This window comes from Micromonospora sp. NPDC000668 (genome assembly GCF_042897975.1).
Taxonomy (GTDB): domain Bacteria; phylum Actinomycetota; class Actinomycetes; order Mycobacteriales; family Micromonosporaceae; genus Micromonospora.
Map to the genome: position 1 here is coordinate 239,469 of NZ_JBIAYP010000008.1, position 14,819 is coordinate 254,287.

The 14,819-nt window shown below is 68.6% G+C and carries 15 protein-coding genes and 1 pseudogene; 8 read left to right on the forward strand and 8 right to left on the reverse strand.

What is annotated here, in order from left to right; all coding sequences use genetic code 11:
• Nucleotides 1–3 precede the first annotated feature (3 nt).
• Together ACFY29_RS32910 and ACFY29_RS32915 are read right to left on the reverse strand one after the other, a co-directional pair.
• Nucleotides 4–798 (reverse strand): amino acid ABC transporter permease, encoded by a 795-nt coding sequence (locus ACFY29_RS32910; RefSeq protein ID WP_328417759.1) that lies wholly within the window; start codon nucleotides 796–798, stop codon nucleotides 4–6.
• 79 nt (nucleotides 799–877) lie between these two features.
• Complete coding sequence (locus tag ACFY29_RS32915; protein WP_355602958.1) at nucleotides 878–1,696, reverse strand: basic amino acid ABC transporter substrate-binding protein; 819 nt, start codon at nucleotides 1,694–1,696, stop codon at nucleotides 878–880.
• A 421-nt stretch (nucleotides 1,697–2,117) separates the two neighbouring features.
• Here ACFY29_RS32915 and ACFY29_RS32920 point away from each other — a divergent pair.
• The 3 genes and pseudogenes from ACFY29_RS32920 to ACFY29_RS32930 form a co-directional block, all read left to right on the forward strand.
• Nucleotides 2,118–2,507: pseudogene (locus ACFY29_RS32920) on the forward strand (multiprotein-bridging factor 1 family protein); the annotation flags it as partial.
• 209 nt (nucleotides 2,508–2,716) lie between these two features.
• Nucleotides 2,717–3,910: an erythromycin esterase family protein gene (locus ACFY29_RS32925; protein ID WP_386992355.1), complete on the forward strand. Its 1,194-nt coding sequence runs from the start codon at nucleotides 2,717–2,719 to the stop codon at nucleotides 3,908–3,910.
• A gap of 108 nt (nucleotides 3,911–4,018) precedes the next feature.
• Nucleotides 4,019–4,816, forward strand: coding sequence for a formylglycine-generating enzyme family protein (locus ACFY29_RS32930; protein ID WP_386992357.1), 798 nt, complete (start codon nucleotides 4,019–4,021; stop codon nucleotides 4,814–4,816).
• Here ACFY29_RS32930 and ACFY29_RS32935 read toward each other — a convergent pair.
• Nucleotides 4,776–5,168 carry a hypothetical protein gene (locus ACFY29_RS32935; protein WP_386992359.1) on the reverse strand — a complete coding sequence of 131 codons (393 nt, stop codon included), beginning with the start codon at nucleotides 5,166–5,168 and terminating at the stop codon, nucleotides 4,776–4,778. The genes ACFY29_RS32930 and ACFY29_RS32935 overlap by 41 nt on opposite strands.
• A 137-nt stretch (nucleotides 5,169–5,305) precedes the next feature.
• Between ACFY29_RS32935 and ACFY29_RS32940 the strand changes: the two genes are divergently transcribed.
• A complete protein-coding gene (locus tag ACFY29_RS32940) occupies nucleotides 5,306–5,908 on the forward strand; it encodes a DUF1697 domain-containing protein (protein WP_386992361.1) in 603 nt (200 codons plus the stop codon).
• Nucleotides 5,909–6,042: 134 nt separating this feature from the next.
• A complete protein-coding gene (locus ACFY29_RS32945; protein ID WP_386992363.1) occupies nucleotides 6,043–6,456 on the forward strand; it encodes an SgcJ/EcaC family oxidoreductase in 414 nt (137 codons plus the stop codon).
• A gap of 63 nt (nucleotides 6,457–6,519) precedes the next feature.
• Here the strand turns inward: ACFY29_RS32945 and ACFY29_RS32950 are convergent, their stop codons facing one another.
• Nucleotides 6,520–7,080: a TetR/AcrR family transcriptional regulator gene (locus ACFY29_RS32950; RefSeq protein WP_386992365.1), complete on the reverse strand. Its 561-nt coding sequence runs from the start codon at nucleotides 7,078–7,080 to the stop codon at nucleotides 6,520–6,522.
• 62 nt (nucleotides 7,081–7,142) lie between these two features.
• Here ACFY29_RS32950 and ACFY29_RS32955 point away from each other — a divergent pair, with 62 nt between their 5' ends.
• Nucleotides 7,143–8,804 carry an FAD-binding protein gene (locus ACFY29_RS32955; RefSeq protein ID WP_386992367.1) on the forward strand — a complete coding sequence of 554 codons (1,662 nt, stop codon included), beginning with the start codon at nucleotides 7,143–7,145 and terminating at the stop codon, nucleotides 8,802–8,804.
• Between the two features lie 240 nt (nucleotides 8,805–9,044).
• Here the strand turns inward: ACFY29_RS32955 and ACFY29_RS32960 are convergent, their stop codons facing one another.
• The 3 genes from ACFY29_RS32960 to ACFY29_RS32970 all read right to left on the reverse strand — a co-directional run bounded on the left by ACFY29_RS32960 (nucleotide 9,045) and on the right by ACFY29_RS32970 (nucleotide 11,159).
• Entirely contained in the window at nucleotides 9,045–9,470 is a 426-nt protein-coding gene (locus tag ACFY29_RS32960) for a hypothetical protein (protein WP_386992369.1), read from the reverse strand.
• Between the two features lie 212 nt (nucleotides 9,471–9,682).
• Complete coding sequence (locus ACFY29_RS32965) at nucleotides 9,683–10,036, reverse strand: hypothetical protein (RefSeq protein WP_386992371.1); 354 nt, start codon at nucleotides 10,034–10,036, stop codon at nucleotides 9,683–9,685.
• Between the two features lie 463 nt (nucleotides 10,037–10,499).
• Nucleotides 10,500–11,159: a helix-turn-helix transcriptional regulator gene (locus ACFY29_RS32970; RefSeq protein WP_386992373.1), complete on the reverse strand. Its 660-nt coding sequence runs from the start codon at nucleotides 11,157–11,159 to the stop codon at nucleotides 10,500–10,502.
• Nucleotides 11,160–11,426: 267 nt separating this feature from the next.
• On the opposite strand from ACFY29_RS32970, the gene folE reads away from it, so the two are divergent.
• Both folE and ACFY29_RS32980 read left to right on the forward strand, forming a co-directional pair.
• Nucleotides 11,427–12,023 (forward strand): GTP cyclohydrolase I FolE, encoded by a 597-nt coding sequence (gene folE / locus ACFY29_RS32975; protein ID WP_386992375.1) that lies wholly within the window; start codon nucleotides 11,427–11,429, stop codon nucleotides 12,021–12,023.
• A gap of 28 nt (nucleotides 12,024–12,051) precedes the next feature.
• Nucleotides 12,052–13,314 carry an NAD(P)/FAD-dependent oxidoreductase gene (locus ACFY29_RS32980; RefSeq protein WP_386992377.1) on the forward strand — a complete coding sequence of 421 codons (1,263 nt, stop codon included), beginning with the start codon at nucleotides 12,052–12,054 and terminating at the stop codon, nucleotides 13,312–13,314.
• Between the two features lie 57 nt (nucleotides 13,315–13,371).
• Here the strand turns inward: ACFY29_RS32980 and ACFY29_RS32985 are convergent, their stop codons facing one another.
• A complete protein-coding gene (locus ACFY29_RS32985; protein ID WP_386992379.1) occupies nucleotides 13,372–14,730 on the reverse strand; it encodes a hypothetical protein in 1,359 nt (452 codons plus the stop codon).
• Between the last annotated feature and the right edge of the window lie 89 nt (nucleotides 14,731–14,819).

Consider the following 14,819-nt stretch of genomic DNA (forward strand, 5'->3'; position numbering starts at 1 on the left):
GGGTCACCGAGCCTTGGCGTATCGGAGTTCGAGGCGTCGTACCACCTGGGACAGGGGCAGGGTGATGATCAGGTAGGCGAGGCCGGCCACCAGCAGCGGGGTGACGTTCACCCGGTCGTTCAGCATGTCCCGACCGAACTTGGTGACCTCGATGGTCTGCGCCGTCACGCCCAGCACGTACGCCAACGACGAATCCTTGGTGAGCAGGATGAGCTCGTTGGTCAGCGGCGGGATCACGATCCGGAACGCCTGCGGGATGACGATCGTGCGCATGGCGGTGAAGTGCGACATGCCGAGGGTGCGCGCCGCCTCCATCTGTCCCTTCGGCACGGCCTGGATGCCGGCCCGGATGGTCTCAGCCATGTACGCCGCAGCGGTCAACCCGAGACCGATCGCGATCGAACCGAAGACGCCGCCGGGGATCTCCCGCTCCGGGAAGGCGATGGGAATGCCGTACCCGACGAGGAAGAGCACCAGCAGCGCGGGCAGACCCCGGAACAGCTCGATGTACGCCGTGGCCACCCAGCGGTACGGAGCCACCCGGGACAGCCGCATCAGCGCGAGGATGGTGCCGAACACGAGACCGAAGGCGAACGCACCCAGCGTGTAGAGGACCGTGTTGCGCAGCGCGACGGTGATGATCGTCGGAAACATCGACTGGATGATGTCGACGCGGAAGAACGCGTCCTTCAGCCTGCCCCAGTCGGCGGCGAAGACCACCGTGGCGATGATGGCGATGAAGGCCAGGTACTGGAGCCAGAGGGACAGCCGCTCTCGCTGGCGGCGTCGCAGCTTCACGTTCTTCGCTCCTTGCCTTCCCGGAGGTTGCGTACGAGGAGGGCGCGCGAGCCGCGCGCCCTCCTGCCGTCAGCTTCGATCACGCGCTCGGCTGCTTGCCGATCCACTTCTCGTAGATCGTGTTGTACGAGCCGTCCTGCTTGGCCTTGGCCAGCACCTCGTTGATCTTCTTGAGCAGCTCCGGGTTGCTGTCCTTCTTCACCGAGAACCCGTACTGCTCGCCGGTGTCGAACTCGGCGGCCACCTCGAACCCGCCCGGGTTCTTCTTGAGGTACTCGGTCCAGACCGGCAGGTCGTTGATGGCGGCCTCGACCTGGCCGTTGGAGACGGCCTGCTGCAGGGCGGCGAGGTCTTCGAACTCGACGAGCTGCAGGCCCTTCTCCTGCTCGAACTTCCGGGCGTAGTCACGGCCCGTGGTGGCCGCCTGGACGCCGAGCTTCTTGCCCTTGAGGTCGTCGAGCGCCTTGTACGGCTTGCCCGTCTTGATCAGCATCGCCTGGGTCGCATCGAAGTACGGGTCGGAGAAGTTCATCACCTTCTGCCGTTCCTCAGTGATCGTCATGCCGGCAGCGGCCGCGTCACACTTGCCGGTGTTCAGATCCTGGCCGGACTTGATCCCCTCGAACGGCGTGTCGATGATCGTCTGCTCGACGCCCAGCTCCTTGGCGACCAGATCCATCAGCTCGACGTCGAACCCGGTGACCTTGCCGCTGGCGTCCTTGGACTGGAACGGCGGGTACGGCAGGTGGGTGCAGACCGTCAGCTTGCCGGCCTCGACCAGCTTGACTCCGCTCGCCTGGACCTCGCTGTCGTCCTTCTTGGCACATCCCGCGCTCACCGCCAGGGCGGCAATCGCCACGACGAGGCCGGCCCTGCGGACTGCGCTCTGGAACCTCACGGCTGTGTCCCTCCGGTTCGGCTTCCCTCGTGATGGGCAGCCAGGTTGGTGCAAAGACTGTGTGACAGGCGACGGTACCTGATCTGACGAGCCGCACCCAGATCACGCCGGGTCGTTGTGGCGCAGCAGCAATATCACGCTCAGTGAACCCGACACCTGACCAGCAACCGGACCGCGCGCGGCACCAACGGGCCCGGGTCCAGGCGGCGACCCCCTCCTCCCGCCGCGCGGCAGTTGAGTAGCTGACCGGCCTCGAACAAGTAGGGATCCTCGCCGGCCGACACGGCACGACGCCAGCAGGTGGGAGACGATCAATCGGAACCACCTCTCGAGCCGCCGCTACCTGAGTCGGGCGATCAGATCCGACCATCGAGCGCCGCACGATGAGACAACACCAGACCGAGGGAAGACACGTCTGAGGATGGACACGACTCTCACTACACCCCAGATGGCCTTCGCGGAGTTCGTTCGCCAGGCGGTCAACGACGCCCGCGACGAACGCGGTTGGACCGTCGGCGACATCGCGCGACACACCGGCGTCAGCCGCTCGACGCTGTTCCGCTGGCTCGCCGGCGACTGGCAGCACTACCCCGAGCTGGCAAAGGTACGAGCCTTGTGCGCCACCCTCGGGCTCTCCATCGCAGCCGCGATTCGCCCGCTCGCGATGCCGATCGCCGCCGCTGCGCCCGACCATCGAGCACTGGCGGAGGTCGAGACGGACATGGGCGCCATCCGCCGACGATTGCTCGACGACACGGTCTCGGCTGCGGACAAGCACCATATTCGGGGCCTCCTGCGCCACCTCGCCCGAGACGTCCCAGTCGAGTCGACCGCGTCCTCGACGCCACCGGCCGCAGCCGGCCACGCGCCGCCGTCCGTGCCGAAGGCGAGACGGCCGCGTCAGTAAGCCGCGCTGCGGCCACGCAAAGCGTCTGGCCTTCGCTTTGAAGGTTTCGCCGAGCCCTCCTGTTGAAATCGACGAAAAGTTTGCACCGTCGGTTCAACGATACCGTTCAGGGTATGACTGCTGGTATCACCGACGCCGTCGACGCTGGGACCGTCATGGGGTTGCTCCCGGCCAGACCACGGCTGCTCGCCCTGGGCGAGCCCACCCATGGCGAGGACGTTCTGCTCGACGTGCGAAACGATCTCTTCCGGCAACTCGTCGAGCAGGAGGGCTACCGGACGATCGCAATCGAGAGCGACTGCATGATGGGCCTGGTCGTGGACGACTACGTCACCTCGGGCACCGGCACCCTCGACGAGGTCATGGAGCACGGCTTCAGCCACGGGTTCGGCGCGTCTGCGGCCAACCGCGAGCTGGTGCGTTGGATGCGCGCGTACAACGACGGCCGGCCCCCGTCACAGCAGCTCCGCTTCGCCGGCTTCGACGGCCCGCTGGAGATCACCGGCGCCGCGAGCCCTCGGCAGGCACTCACCGCACTCCACGCCTACCTCACCGCCTGGGTCGACGCCGACCTGCTTCCCCGCACCGCGGAAACGCTCGACCGCCTGCTCGGCGCCGACGACCGGTGGACCAATCCCGCCGCGATGATGGACCCGTCCCAGTCCGTGGGGCAGACGCCCGAGGCCAACCAGCTGCGTCTGCTCGCCGACGACCTGGTGGCCCTGCTCGACGCGCAGACACCGCACCTGATCGCGGCGTCCACTTGGGACGACTGGGACCGGGCACGCCTGTACGGGCGTACCGCCACCGGGCTGCTGCGCTACCACTTCTGGATGGCCGACACGTCACCGGGCCGGATGGCGAGGCTGCTGGGCTCGCGGGCTTCGATGATGGCCGCCAACCTGCTCGCCCTCGCCGAACGGCACCCGACCCTGGTGTACGCCCACAACGGCCACCTTCAGCGGGACAAGAGCACGATGCGGATGGGCGACCTGCCGCTGGAGTGGTGGAGCGCCGGCGCGATCGTCAGCGCCCACCAGGGCGAGGGGTACGCCTTCCTGGCCACGGCCCTCGGCACGATCCGCCACCAGGGGGTGGACGTCCCACCCCCGGACACCGTCGAAGGACTGCTGTACGCGCTCCCGCAGCAGCGTTGCCTGGTCGACACCCGCCGGCTGGCCGCCGCGCTCGCCGACGCCACGCCCGCCCCCCGCGTGTCCCCCTGGTACGGCTACTCCCCGCTGGACCCGGCCCACCTGGCCAACACCGACGGGATCGTGTTCGTCAAGGACACCCGGCGGACCTAGGCCCCCAGGCGTTCAGCAACAACTGAGAGGTCGGCCGACGGGCCCGTGCGCAAGCCGCGGGGCCGTCAGAAAGGGCGACCGGCGACCGGGCTGCTAGCGTTCGGCGCGATGTGGACCGAGGAGATCGTGGCCGGGCGCCCGGCATGGCGGCACACCCCGTCGGGCGTGGTGTTCCGGAAGGTTCCGGGCGGCTCGTTCCGGATGGGCTTGTCCGACGCGGAGTTGGACGCGGTACGCGCCATCGAGCGCAGCGGCGGTGTCGAGGACACCGTCGAGCCGTTCCTCGCCGGCGCCGAGGACGCACAGCCGGTACGCGAGGTGCGGGTCGAGCCGTTCCTGATCGCCCGGCATCCGCTGACGGTGGCACAGGTCCGGCACTGGCTGCCCGAGTACGAGGACGACTACGCCGAGACGGACACCGGCACGGCCCGGCTCGAAGACGACCTGGAGGACCTGCTCAAGCTGTTGCCGTTCCAGGTGCCCAGCGAGGCGCAGTGGGAATACGCAGCCCGGGCCGGCACCACCACGCTGACCTTCCGCGGTGACGGGAAACCCGGCGAGGACCAGTTGCTCGACGACTTCGGCGACGAGGCGCGGACCGCTGCCGGCGAGAACGCGTTCGGGCTGGCGGCGATGGGGTCGGCGAACGAGCTCTGCGCCGATGTGTGGATCCCCGGATTCGCGGGCGCGCCGGCAGACGCGCGTGCACGGACCGGAGACGGGCCCCGGACCGTACGCGGCGGAGCCGCCGACCTATACCCGTGGCAGGGCTGCGACGAGTGGCTGCTGCTGCTCTCCGCCACCCGGTACGAGCACGCCCAGTTCACGGCAGTTCGCCCGGTCGCGCCACTGCCACCCCGCCAGGTCACGCAGGGGCGCCCGAGCCGATCCACTGCGCCTGTGTGAGCAGACCTCCGAACTGCAACCGGTAGGAGATAGCTGCCTTGGTCGCCGCGTCCAGGGACTCTGGCAGCTGATCGAACGACGCGGGCCAGATATCCAACAGCGAAAAGACCTCCTGACCGTCGCGGACCCGCAGGAGCAGCATGCACCGCCAGTGGGGTGAGAACTCTGGCCGCCGACCGGCGTCGTGCACCATCGCCGGCCGTAGGTAGTGAACGGTGGACAGATCCGCGTTCGCGGCAAGCCATCCGGCTCCGTGGTGGCGGTTGAATCCGTGATCGCGCGCCTCGTCGTCCAAGCGCATCAGTTCAGCGGTGTCGATCGCCTTGACGGTGCGCGGAACGCTCGATGACATCGGGTCAGTGTTCCACGTACCGACCACTTGCCAGAGATCGATTCGGCATCGAGGTCCTGGTCGACTGCACCAGCGCGCCAGGTCCAGGCTCATGCGATCCACCGCCGAGTGGCCGGGGCGGTTGCTTGACACACCCCATGGGGTCGGGCAATTTGGGCCGGGAAGCCGGAGGGCTCGGGCCGGACCGGTCGCGCGAATGGGGTGACGTGGCCCGCTACGCGGTGCTTCTCCGCGGCATCAACCTCGGCAAGGCTCGGCGGGTCGCCATGGCCGACCTGCGGATCCTGCTCACCGAGGAGGGGTACGACAACGTCGCCACGCTGCTGCAGAGCGGCAACGTCGTGCTGGACGCCGACCGGGCGCCGGCCGAGCTGGGACCCGCGCTCGAGCAGGCAATCGAGAAGGGGTTCGGAATTCCGGTGGGGGTGATCCTCCGCAGCCGCGACGAGCTGGCCCGGGTGGTGGCGAAGAACCCGCTCACGGCCGTGGCTGACGACGGCTCGAAGTACGTCGTGTCGTTCCTGGCGCGGCCGATCGACAGGCCGATCGAGGACGAACTGGCCGGCACCGAACTCGGCGCGGACCGATATGCCGTCGACGGCACCGAGATATACATCTGGTGCCCGGGCGGGCTGCGGGACAGCCCGTTGATGAAGGCCCTGGGCAAGATCAAGGATGGTCCGCCGGCCACTGTGCGCAACTGGAACACGGTGGAGAAGCTCCTGACGATGATGCGGTGACCGTTGCGGCTGGACCGGCGCCGCCGGATCGCTGCGCCGCCCTACCGGCCCGGACCGTCGACGGCGACACGGTGGACCGGCTCACACGCTGAAGCCGTAGACCTCGACCCAGCTTGATGTCTTAGCGTGCGGACATGACCGCAGCACAGATCAACGAACCGACACGCGAAGCTGACGTTGAAGCGATCAAGCAGGTAGTAGCCTCCGTCGAACACTCCCAGAACAACGAGCTCCCTGACGAGTTCATCGACCTGTTCCGGGCCGACGCGATCTGGACAACCGGCCACGGCAGGCGGCTGTTCGGCCGCGAAGCGATCTCCGTATTCACCCGTCAGGTGCTTCCCGGCGGGATGCGAGACACCAGCGTGACGTTCGACATCGAACACGTGCTGTTCATTCGCCCCGACGTCGTGGCCGTCAAGGTCCGGCAGGTGTATCAGACGCCCGACGGTCAGGAAGTCGGCACTCCGATGTTCGTCATGGCGAAGGAAGAGGGGCAATGGCGTCTCACCGCATGCCAGAACACCAGCGTGCTCAACGACGAGTGACCCGGACCAACCCGGCCCCCAGGAGAGCGGGCCGCCGCCCGGCCCGCCACGTCAAGCAGACCTTCACGTGCTCTGTCGACGGAGCAGATACGAGGCCCGGTCCACGGCCTGCCCGACTTCGGCCGGATCCACCGCGGTGACGATGACGCCGTAGATCATCCGATGTGCGAGCAGTATGTCGTCCACGGTGGCGCGGTGGTCGACCAGCCCGGCCGCCTGCGCGCGCGGGAGGGTGTCTTGAATCAGGGACTGCAGACGTGTGCCGCCGGTGTACTCCGGCACGTTGCGCCGGGCGTCCACCGCCATCTCCACGAACGCGGCGGACTCCACGGTCATTTGGATCAAGCGTTCCCAGAGCCGGCCGAACGCGCCCGCGCCCGGCTCGGCGGCGATCGCCTCTAGCTGCGCGAAGTTCTCCTCGAACACCGCGAACGCCAGATCGAGCCGGGTCGGGAAGTGCCGGTACAGCACACCCTGCCCGACCTCGGCGTCCTTGGCGATCGCGCTGAGCGGCACGTGATAGCCGCGCGCGGTGAACAACCGGCGCGCCGATCGGAGGATGGCCAGCCGATTTTGCGAGGCCGCAGCCGGACCACGATTGACGCGACCGCTGGTGGAGGGCATGCTGCACTATAACAACCGGACAGGATTGTCCGGTTGGTTGCATGACTCGGGAAGGACCAGCCATGACCGATACCACCGCGCAGTCCGCCGGCACGTTCGACCACTCCTACGACGTCGTCGTGGTCGGCAGCGGCGGGGCCGGATTCGCCACCGCGCTGGGCGCGATCGACGCGGGGCTGAGCGTCCTGATGATCGAGTCAAGCGACAAGTGGGGCGGAAGCACAGCGATGTCCGGCGGCGGAATGTGGTTGCCGAACAACCCCCTGATGCGGCGCGCCGGCGTCGGCGACTCCCGCGAGGAGGCGCTCACCTACCTCGAGGCCACGGTCGGTGACACCGGGCGCTCCACCTCCCGTGAGCGCAAGGAAGCCTTCGTCGACGGCATCGAGGACTTCGTCCTCACCGCGGAGAAGTACGGCATGACCTTCGCCCGCTCCACCGACTACCCCGACTACTACCCGGAGCTGCCCGGCGGGAAGATCGGCCGCGCGATCGAGGTGAAGCCGCTCAACTCGAAGGTCATCGGCGCGTGGTGGAAGACCATCAGCGCGCCCGCCGGGATGCCGATCAAGACCGACGACGTGTGGCTGCTCGGCCGCGCCTGGTCCACTCCCGCCGGGTTCATCCGCGGCGCCCAGTTCGTGTTCCGTGCGCTCGGCGGCGTCGCCCGCGGCCAGCGGCTGGTCGGCATCGGCGCCGGACTGTCCAGCGCGTTCCTGCACGCGGTGGTGCTCAAGCACCAGGTGCCGCTGTGGCTCAACGCCCCGCTGGAGGAACTGCTGATCGGCGACGGCCGGGTCACCGGCGTGCGCACCACCCGCGATGGACAGCCGGTGACGGTGCGCGCCACGCGGGGCGTCATGCTGGCCGGCGGCGGGTTCGATCACAACACCGAGTGGCGGCGCAAGTACCACGGCATCGACGGCTCCCCGTCCGGCAACCCGGCCAACCTGGGCCGCCCCACCGAGCTGGCGCAGCAGGCCGGCGCCGCGGTCGAGCTGATGGACGACGCCTGGTGGGGTGCCTCCGTCGCCGCCACCCCCGGCCACGACCCGTCCTTCATCGTCGGCGAGCGCTCGCTGCCGTACTCGATCATCGTGGACGCCCGGGGCGACCGATTCGCCAACGAGTCGGAGTCCTACGTCGACCTGGGCCACCACATGCTCGAACACGACAAGGACGGCGCGTACTGGATGATCGCCGACGTCCGTCACGCGCGCCGCTACCTGCGCACCTTCGCGCTGGACCCGAAGAACAACAAGGCGATGCGCGAGGCCGGGATCATGGCCAAGGGCAGCACCCTCGCCGAACTGGCGGGCCGGATCGGCATCGACCCGACGCGGCTGCAAGCCACCGTCGATCGGTTCAACGGCTTCGCCCGCTCTGGCGTCGACGGGGACTTCGGTCGCGGAAACTCGGCGTACGACCGCTACTACGGCGACCCGACCGTGCACCCCAACGCCTGCCTCGGTCCGCTCGAGAAGGGTCCGTTCACCGCCTTCAAGGTCGTCATCGGTGACCTCGGCACCAAGGGCGGAGTGCTCACCGACGCCGACGGCCGTGCGCTGCGCGAGGACGGCACGGTGATCGACGGCCTGTACTCGGCGGGCAACAACTCCGCCTCGGTGATGGGCAACACCTATCCCGGCCCGGGATCCACGATCGGGCCCGCCGTGGTGTTCGGGATGCGCGCCGCCCGGCACATGGCTCGCTCCGACGCATGAAAGGACCGCCGCAGACAGGTGGGCGCTGATCCAGACGTAGGTGTTGCGTGGTCGCCGAGCAACCGGACGACCGCGCAGCGCCCACCCGCCTGCGGCACATCACCACGCGCTCGGCTGGGGCCTGGCGCTGGCCCACCGCCTGGTCCTCGTGCCGCAGCACTCCGCCGGTGATCCCTCAACGCTCTCCTCACGACAACCGTTGCGCTGCGTCCCGAATGCTCCATGATCCCGCGCAAGGAGTCAGGGGCAGGTCAGATCCTGCCCGGCGACCAGGCTGTCTGCCCGGTGGTAGAGCTCCTCGGCGATGGTGTCCCAGTCCGGGCCAAAGGCGCGGAGGTCACTGGCCGCCACACGCAACAGCTCAACATCCTCCGGCCGTTGAAGGCACGCCAGCCGGAACGCAAGGTTCCGCGCCCAGACCGGGAGACCCATCCAGTCCTCTTCGAGCATTACCTTCAGCATCGCCACGATCTCGTCGGCTGATGCGAAGGTAATGACCTCCACGTATGCACTAGCGACCCTGTCGTGGTGCCGCCCAGCGAGCAACCGGGCCAACTCAAGCAGCGGCATGCACTCCGGCGCAGCGGGCGGGGCGGCAGCGGTCTCCCTGGGCCGTCCTTTGAAAAGCCTATCGAGCACGGCGCGAAGCCAACCGAGGGTCGTCACGGCCCAGAAGCTAGTCGACTCCCAGCTTTGAGCCCCAATCCAGAGCCGGCGCAGCTGACTGTCGGGACGCCGAATTCGAACCGACGAACCCTTGACCCCAGGCAACCATCATGACGACCCAACCCGCGTCGACTGCCGACTTCGCTGGGCCGACTCGTCCACCACCGTCCACCGGCGTCCGGTCTGGTGCTCTCCGAATGTCACCCAGCTAGTCACTCAGGCAGGACGGAATCGCCCTCCACCTTGCCCAGAGCCACGGCTCCATCCCCGGATCGGATCATCTCTTCCAGGGCTTCCGCCATCGCCGCGATGCCGGGTCTTGGAATGATGACGAGGTCCGAGCACCAGAAGTACCGGCCGCCGCCAGCCTCGCCAGTTTCAGCCCACCTTCTCAGGACGCGACCGATCGCATCCGGTGTCATGAAGGTGGCGTAGCGATGGGTGCCGTCAGCGAGGTAAACGTGGGCATCGATGTTGTCGGCCATGGCCGGATCGTCGTCTTGTCCAAGCATGAACTGGACCCGCGCGCCCTGGACCACGCAGTCCCATCCCGTCAGCTGACCCACCGCAACATCATCGCAGCCCCGGAGGGCCAGTTTGGAAGGTGCCCATCGGCAATACTCGACGCATGTCTCTCCAAGAGATGCGCCTCGCGCTTTACCTCCTCTTAGCGTTGCTTTTCAACGGCTTAACGATCGCGGCTTTTGTCCTAGAGGGTGGTTGGGGGGCGGCGTTCCTACCCTTGATGGGCGCCATCTTCGCAATACAGCTTGGACGCACTCTGCCCCGGAGAGATAAGGGACGCCCTGGAATATCGCGACGCCAGCACGCCGGCACGACTAACGCAGAGTAAGTCAACGCTAGGTGGGACAATCCGTGCCAGACCCGGAACCCGCGGGGTCGTCGTCTACGCCGGCACGCACTCCTTTGACAAGAGCGGCACCCACGACGTGCCCATCGACAGCATCTCCGACTGCCGGTCGGTCGAGGTTCGCACCTCACCGTGACCGGTGCCTCTCCGAGGACCAGCTAGTGCTCCGGTAGGCCGTCCAACCGGACGCAGCAGGCCCCGGGACGCGGCGCGAGCCGGGGCAGCAGGTCGGTACGTCCCGCACCGTCGATCATGCCGGCGAGGAACGCGTGGTTGAGCCCGCACACCAGGGCGGTCTGCCGGGTGGCGAGGGCGTGGAACGGGCAGTTGCGCAGCAGCACATGGTCGCTGAGCGTTTCGGGTTCGAAGCCGAGTCCTGCGAGCACGGGGATGAGGTCCTCGCCGGCGTCGCGTACCCGTGCACCGATGTCCCGGCCGCGTTGCCGGGCATGCCGCCGCGCCGCCTCGGGAGCGTCGTGCGGGTCGTCGGCGACCGCGTCGGCGAGGATCTCGGCGATGAGCTCGTAGCGTCGCTCGGGAACGGTGATCGCCACGCCGTCACCAGCGGCCTCGTAGACCTTCGGCGTCCGGCCGCGGCCCCGGGGCTGGTCGGCCGGCGTCTGGTAGTGGGCCCGCAGTAGGCCGGACTCGACGAGCTTGTCGAGGTGGAACGCGGCGAGGTTGCGGGACATGCCCTGCGCCTCGGCCGCCTCCTCCCGGGTGACGGGGTGATCGGCCCGGCACACGTAGTCGTACAGCGCCCGTCGGGACCGGTCGACGAGCGCTGCCATCGCGCTCCAGCGCTCCCCCGTGCTCACAGCCCCGAGATTATCACCAGCGAAGGCTATTGAAATTCCTGCCGCGCTGGGGCAGCATGATCGATAACACCAATGGGCGTTGGTGAAAATCCTCTGGGGGTTCCCATGCGGCTCATCGGCGGCGAACTGGCCTACCGGTACGGCGTGCGCGTCACCGACGAGACCAACCAGGCGCAGGGCTACAACAGCACAGACAGGGAGAACTCCTGATGGATATCGCCGCACTCGTCACCTGGCTCGCGGCCGTCGGCGCGGGAGGTCGCTGAGGTGAGTGCCACCGCCCTCCCGGTGCAGCACCAGCGTCCCCGCCGCGACCCGGCCGCCGCCGAACGGGCGGCGGCGGAGTTCCTGGCCGCGCTCGGCGTCGACCTCTCCGCCGACGGGCTCGCCGACACCCCGGGCCGGATGGCCCGCGCCTACGCCGAGCTGCTCACCCCGCGCGAGTTCCAGCTGACCACCTTCGACAACGACGAAGGCTACGACGAGCTGGTGCTGGCCCGGGCCATCCCGATCCGGTCGGTCTGCGAACATCACCTGCTGCCGTTCGTCGGCGTCGCGCACGTCGGCTACCTGCCCGGCGAACGCATCCTGGGACTGTCCAAACTGGCCCGGGTGGTCGAACTGTTCGCCCACGGCCCACAGCTCCAGGAACGCCTGACCAAACAGATCGCCGACTGGCTGACCAGCCAACTGCGCCCGCGCGGGGTCGGCGTGGTCATCGAAGCCGAACACCTGTGCATGACGCTGCGCGGTGTCCGGGCCGTGGGCAGCAGCACCATCACCTCCACCCTGCTCGGCACCCTGCGCGACGACCACCGCTCGCGCGCCGAGTTCTTCACCCTGACCGGGGTCGGCGCCCGCTGATCGACGCACCTCGAAAGGAGCTGGACCGATGTCGAAGACCGGCACGTTCGTGATCGTGGGAGCCGGGCTCGCCGGCGCGCGGGCCGCGCAGACGCTGCGGGAGGAGGGCTTCGACGGTGGGATCGTCGTGATCGGCGACGAGCCAGAGCGACCGTACGAGCGGCCCCCACTGTCCAAGGGTCTGCTGACCGGCGGCGCCGAACCCGACAGCGTGTACGTGCACGACGCCGGGTGGTACGCAGAGCACGACGTCGACCTGCGCACCGCCGCCCGCGCCGTCACCGTCGACCGCTCCGACGGAATGGTCCAGTTCGCCGACGGCCAGCAGATCCGCTACGACAAGCTGCTGCTGGCCACCGGCGCCAGACCCCGCGACCTCGCGGCACCCGGCGTCCACCTGGACGGGGTGCTGCGGCTGCGCACCCTCGCCGACAGCCGTCGAATCGCCGCGGCGCTGGTCGACGGCGCGCACATCGTGATCGTCGGAGCGGGGTGGATCGGCCTGGAGGTCGCCGCCGCCGCCCGGCAGCGTGGCGCCACCGTCGACATCGTCGAAACGGCCGCGCTGCCGTTGCGCCGAGTGCTCGGCGACGAGATCGCCCGGGTGTTCGCCAACCTGCACCGGGACCACGGCGTCACCTTCCACTTCGACGCCGAGGTCCGCGAGATCCGCGGCACCGGTCGAGTCTCCTCGGTCCTGCTGGCCGACGGAACCGAGGTGCCCGCCGACGCCGTGGTGGTCGCCGTGGGCGTACGGCCGAACACTGAGCTGGCGACAACGGCGGGCCTCACCGTCGAGAACGGAATCGTCGTCGACGCGTCCCTGCGCACCGCCGACCCGGAGATCTACGCCGCCGGTGACGTCGCCAACGCCTACCTTCCCGTGCTGCGCCGGCGCCTGCGCGTCGAGCACTGGGCCAACGCACTCCACGGCGGTGCCGCGGCGGCCCGCGCCATGCTGGGACAGCCCGTCAGCTACGACGACCTGCCCTACTTCTACACCGACCAGTACGACCTGGGAATGGAGTACGTCGGACACGCCCCGCCCGAAGCGTTCGACCGGGTCGTCGTCCGGGGTGACGTCGCCAAGCGCGAGTTCATCGCCTTCTGGACCGCTGGCGGGCGGGTGCTCGCCGGCATGAATGTCAACGTGTGGGACGTCGTCCCGTCGATTCGGCGGCTCGTCGCGGCAGCCCAGCCGGTCGACCTCGACCGACTGGCCGACCCCGCCGTGCCGCTCGACGAGCTGCAGCCGCCGCCGGTGTCGGCACCCGGGACTCAGACCGGGTAGCCGACGTCCCGCCTTGCGGAACCGGCCGACACCCACCGGTGCCGGCCGGTTCCGAGACTAGTTGCTGCCTTCGTCGTGTGGAACGGTGACGGTGACGGTGCAGCCAAGCGGCCGTCCGATCTCGTCGTGGCCGGCATACGTGAGGTGGTACACCCGGTCCCCACCGTTCCCGGCTCGTTCGGCCCGTAGCTTGCCACTCGTGTCCGGCGTGCCGATGGCGAAGCCACTGACGTCCGCGGCGTCACCCCCGGTCACGCCGGTCAGGGTGAACGCGTTCGGGCCGAGCACGCCGTCATGCAGGTCCACGGTGACGTTGACGTCGACCAGCATGTGGTTCGGCGGCCACAGGACCGGTCGGTCCGCCGCACAATCGAGCTGCCGTACCGGCAACGGGTTTGCCAGGGTGGCGGTGGCGTGTCCGATGGTCGCGGTGAGCCGGCCGCCGGCTTCGTAGTACATGTGCGCGGTACGCCCATCGAAGTAGAACGTCGGCGCGGCCGAGCGGCCGAGGTCGGGCGCGGCGGACATCGAGTCGTGCACGATGCCGAGGTGGATCTCCTGGTCGAAGTCCTGCCCGACGTCCACCGCGTGCATGTTGCCGTCGGCGGCGTGGTAGATCACCAGGTTGCGGTCGTTCCAGCGCAGGAAGAACGGTCCCGAGGCGTTCGGGCCTTCGATGCCCTGCGGGGTCACGATCGGGTCGGGCTGCATGGCCCAGGTCCGCGCGTCGTTGGAAACCGCCCAGCGGATCCGCCGCGACACGGGCCCGGTCGGTCCGGGCAGTGCCGCGGTCGGGTTGTCCATGAAGACCATCAGGTACCGGGTGCCCAGGCGGGGCACGGACTGCTCGAACACTCGGGCGTAAGAGGTCTCGCCACCGGTCGTGTCGTTCCGGCTGATCGCCGTCCCGCCGTAGCTGAAGTTGATGCCGTCGTCGGAGGTCGCGTACCGGGTGATGGAGTTCTCGCCGTGGAAGTAGAGGAAGAGCTTGCCCTCGCCCTCGATCCACACCGCGTGCGGCGAGGAGATGTGGCTGACCGTCGCGTAGTACGGCAGCCAGGTGTTGCTGATCAGGGGGTTGGCGACGTACTCGGTCCACGGACCGTTGATCGAGTCGGAGTACGCGAGGGCGATCCCGCCGGGACGCTCGTGCGGCGCGTAGTACAGGTAGTAGGTGCCGAGCGGGTTGGGGAAGTAGTCGGCGGCCCGGATGACGCTCGGGAAGATGAACTCGTTCGTCGGGTTGTAGGCGAGGGTGCCCTTGTCGAACGCGGTGCCCTGGTAGGTGAACTGGGGGAAGTCGAGCTGGGGTTCGGCGGCTGCTGGCTGGGCGCCGGCCACGGCGGCGACGAGCAGGCCGGCACTGGCGGCCGCCAGGACAGCGCGTCGGGACGACGGGGCGGATGGTCTCGTCATGCGGCTTCCTCTTCGGTCGGTCGGATCGGCGGCGTAAGCGGCGAAGGGTGACGCTCAGTTAGTACACAGGGGACATCGATCGGCGGGTG